Consider the following 3,936-nt stretch of genomic DNA (forward strand, 5'->3'; position numbering starts at 1 on the left):
TCGACGGTGCGCAGCACGGCCTCGGGCGGAAAGTTGTAGCCCATCTCGCTCAACACACCGCGCAGCTCCCCGGCGGAGAATAGATACAGGAGCATCAACACGTCGGGCTGCTTGGCCAGCCGGTAGTTATTGGTACTGTCACCCTCGGAATTCAGAATGAGATCGAGGCGGCTCAGAGACCCATACCTGGATCGATAAGCGTCCCAATCGAGTTCAGGCAAGGCCTCGTAGCCGTCGAACTGGCTCAAGACCCCGTCGGCGTGAAAGACCACCCGCAGCCGATGACGGATTCGGTTCCACTGGTCCACCTCGCCCGTGCGTAGTCCCAGTCGGTTCCAGAGCGGGCCGCAGTGGCGAGTTTTCAGTAGCGCCACGATCTCCACCGCTCGGCCCAGCGTCCAGGCAGCCATCACATTCGTATAGGTGTTGTTCAGCAGGCCGGCTCCGGGGTGGCCCGGGGGGCCGTCGTGGAACTCATCCGGGCCCATGACTCCCGAGATGTCGTAGCGATCACCGGCCTGATCGAGTTCGGCGAGGCTGGCGAAGAACCGGGCCACCTCGAGGAGCATCTCTGCACCCTGATTGATGAGAAAATCTATGTCGCCTGTTGATTGGTAATACCGCCAGATACTGTAGGCAATCGCCAGGCCCACGTGCCTCTGCAGGTGGGAGTTATCGGGCATCCACTGTCCGTTGCGGGTATTGAGCAGCGAGGTCGGCGTGACTTCGCGACCATCGATGCCGCTCTGCCAGGGGAACATGGCCCCCGCGTGTCCGATCTCGCGGGCGGCGGTGCGCGCCTCACTCAAGCGTCGGTACCGGTAGCCGAGCATGGCCCGACTGAGGTCGGGACGGCGCAGGGTCAGAATGGGATAGACGAACATCTCGTCCCAGAAGACGTGGCCGCGGTAGCCCTCCCCGTGGAGGCCGCGAGCCGGCACGCCCGCGTCGAGGTCGGCATCCACCGCTGCCACGGTCTGCAGCACGTGGAAGGTGTTGAGGTTGAGTGCCAGCGAGGATCGGTGACCGGGGTCGAGTCGAACGGCGAACTCCTCCCACAGCACGTGCCATTCCCGCTCGTGGGCAGCCAGCAGCTCCGTCGACTCCGGCAGCCGCTCAAGCCACGACAGCACCGCTGCCGTCGGGGAGGTGATCGCCCGGTCCCGCGAGGTGCTGACCACGACGACCTTCTCCACCCGAATCGGGCGGCTCCGCTGCACGTCGATCTCGAAGGAGTGCGCGATCCATCCCTCTTTCGTCAGGGTTTCGCGCCGCGGTTCACTCAGCTGTCCGCCTTCGAATACCCGGGTGCGGGCAGCGAGAGAGATGTGCACGCGCGATTGGCTGGTTTCCACCTCGAGCAGAATGGTGTCTTTCCCCACCTCAAACGCTCCGCGCGGCAGTAGATGCTGCGCGGCCAGGGCCCGGTCGGCGGCGACGTTGCGGTTGGTGACCCGGCCGTCGAGGGCCGAGCGAATTTCGAGGGTGCCCGACCAGTCCACGGCCTCGAACGTCGTCTCGAGCAGGGCGACGTGCGATGCTGCCTGGGAGACGAATCGCCGCGACGACACCCGAATGGTACGGCCGCTCCGATCGTGGAACGTCATGTGGCGGGTGAGCGTGGCCCGTTTGAGGTCGAGCTCCTGACGATAGTCCGTCATGTCGTCGCAGCCCGGGTACAACCATGGGCCGCCGGCTATCCGAAACTGGAGTGGCAGCCAGTTCGGCGCGTTCACCATGTGCTCGTCTTCGCGGGTTTCCGAGCCGATGACCGTGGTCAGACGGTTGTAGACGCCCGCGAGTTACGTGCCTGGATAGTGCACGTCATCCGCGTCGCACTCAGGGGCGGCCCCGCGGGTACCCCAGAACCCATTTCCCAGCGTGCACAGGGCCTCCCGCACGCCCTCCGTGTCCGGGTCGAATCCGTCGTACCGGAGCAGCCAGGGATTGTGCCCGTCGCCCTGGGTGGACAGATTGAGCTGCGTGAGGTCGTCCAGCACGATGTCGGCCCCGGCAGCACGCAGACGATCGGCGGATTCCGTGCGGTCGACCCCGACGACGATCCCGAATCCGCCCCGCCGGCCTGCCTGCACCCCGATGACGGCATCCTCAAGCACGGCAGTGCGGGCCGGTTTCACGCCGAGCCGCTGAGCCGCTTCGAGAAACAGGGCTGGATCCGGTTTTCCGGGCAGGGCGAGCCGCACGGCATCCGTGCCGTCGACGATGATGTCGAAGTCATGGCCGCGCCCGCAGCTCGAAGAACGCGGGCGCTGTTGCGGCTCGAGGTGACGATGGCGGTGGCGATATGCCCTCGCCGCAGACGGCGGGCGAGAGACAGGGCATCCTCGAACACGGAAACACCCTCGGCGGCCAGAATGCTCTCGAAGAGGGCCTGCTTGCGTGCGGCCAGTCCCGCGATGGTCGGAGGCGAACCCGCTGCGTCAGGACCGTCCTCGGGCAGGCGTATTCCCCGCGACTCGAGGAACTCACGAATACCGTCTTCCCGCCGACGACCGTCGATGTGTCGCAGGTAGTCGGCCTCGGGATCGAAGGGGGCCGCAGTTTCGCCGGTCAAACCAGGCAGCACCTCGTCGAACAGGGCCTGCCATGCGCGCGAATGTACCCTCGCGGTGTCGGTCACCACACCGTCGAGATCGAAGAGCACGGCGTCATATAAGACCGTGTCGGAGTGGGCTGGGTCCGTGTGTGGGAGATGAGAATTCGCCACGTGCTCGCTCTCCTCCCTTTCGACGCCCACACTACTCCGAGGGCGTGAAACAGGTGACGTTCCTGGTCGGATTTACGACGAGGGGGCGAGTAATCCCGGCCACCACGCCAGGGCGAGGGGATAGCCGACGAAGGAGAGGATGTCGAGCATCCAGTGTGTGATCACGAGCGGCATCGTGCGGCCCCAACGGGTGTAGCACCAGCCGAAGACAACGCCCATGGCGACGTTGCCGAAGAACGGGCCGATGCCCTGGTACAGGTGATAGCTGCCGCGCAGTACCGCAGAGGAGAGAATAATCGTCCAGGTCGGCCAGCCCAGTTGGCGGAGGCGTGTGAAGAGGTAGCCCACGACGATGATTTCCTCGACCAGGGCGCTGCGCAGCGCGGAGAAGACCAGAATGGGGATTGTCCACCAAAACGTGTCGATCGGTGCGGGGACCACGGCGACGGTGAAACCGAACGCTCTGCCGGCCAGATACAGCGCGAGCCCGGGAATACCGATCACGAGCAACAAGCCGAGGCCGCGCCGCAGGTCCCGGCCCGGCTGGGTGAGATCGAATCCGATCAGGCGAAACGGGTCGGTGGTCGGTGTCCACAGCAGGTACAGCACGAGGGCGACGGCGACGAGCCCGAAACCGATGCCGAGGAACTGGTACGTGAAGTCGAGCCATTCTCGCGGTGACTGCGAGCCGTTGAGCGTGGCCGACTGGTCGGCCAGGGGAGTGGTGTCGGTGAGCCGCGCGATGATCGACACGATCGAATACACCGCGGATGCCCCGAGCGAGAGACCGAGAACGATGCCGACTTCCCAGTACACACGGGCCTTCGCCAGGCCGCCGGATGATTCGATCATGAACCCATAATGCCAGTGCCGGGGTCACAGCATGCGGCAGTGCAACCGGTGCGAAGTGAAGAGATTGTTCCAAATGAACCATTTTTTGCACTAATTGCAGAATCTAGCTCGATTTCACGCAGATTACCTGCGCCAAATGTTTCGCGTAGGTAACGGTTCATCCACCGATGGCCGGTTTGGTCAAGTCCCCAATTAGTGTCGAAACTAACGATAACGCCGGTCCGGCCACAAACTGTGCCCGGCGTTCACCTTTTCACTGGAGGAAAATTGAGAATCAAGAGACTTGGCGTCGTCGCAATCGCCATTGCCGCCGTGGGAGCACTGACGCTCTCCGGCTGCTCGAGTAATGCCGGCGC

The 3,936-nt window shown here is 64.2% G+C and carries 2 protein-coding genes and 2 pseudogenes; all 4 read right to left on the reverse strand.

The window, feature by feature from the left end:
- A pseudogene (locus JF66_RS16780) lies at positions 1-1,220 on the reverse strand (family 65 glycosyl hydrolase); the annotation flags it as partial.
- 3 nt (positions 1,221-1,223) lie between these two features.
- Positions 1,224-2,204, reverse strand: a pseudogene (locus tag JF66_RS24515) (HAD-IA family hydrolase); the annotation flags it as partial.
- On the reverse strand, positions 2,135-2,665 hold the full coding sequence (locus JF66_RS16785) for an HAD family hydrolase (RefSeq protein WP_231556477.1): 531 nt from the start codon (positions 2,663-2,665) through the stop codon (positions 2,135-2,137). The pseudogene JF66_RS24515 and the gene JF66_RS16785, both read right to left, overlap by 70 nt.
- 135 nt (positions 2,666-2,800) lie before the next feature.
- Entirely contained in the window at positions 2,801-3,580 is a 780-nt protein-coding gene (locus JF66_RS16790; protein WP_035879814.1) for a CPBP family intramembrane glutamic endopeptidase, read from the reverse strand.
- Between the last annotated feature and the right edge of the window lie 356 nt (positions 3,581-3,936).

The sequence above is a fragment of the Cryobacterium sp. MLB-32 genome, assembly GCF_000738085.1.
In the GTDB taxonomy this organism is placed as follows: domain Bacteria; phylum Actinomycetota; class Actinomycetes; order Actinomycetales; family Microbacteriaceae; genus Cryobacterium.

Bases quoted from the DNA above. Each gene is read 5' to 3' on its own strand.
- JF66_RS16790 (WP_035879814.1), bottom strand. From the start codon at position 3,580: ATGATCGAATCATCCGGCGGCCTGGCGAAGGCCCGTGTGTACTGGGAA.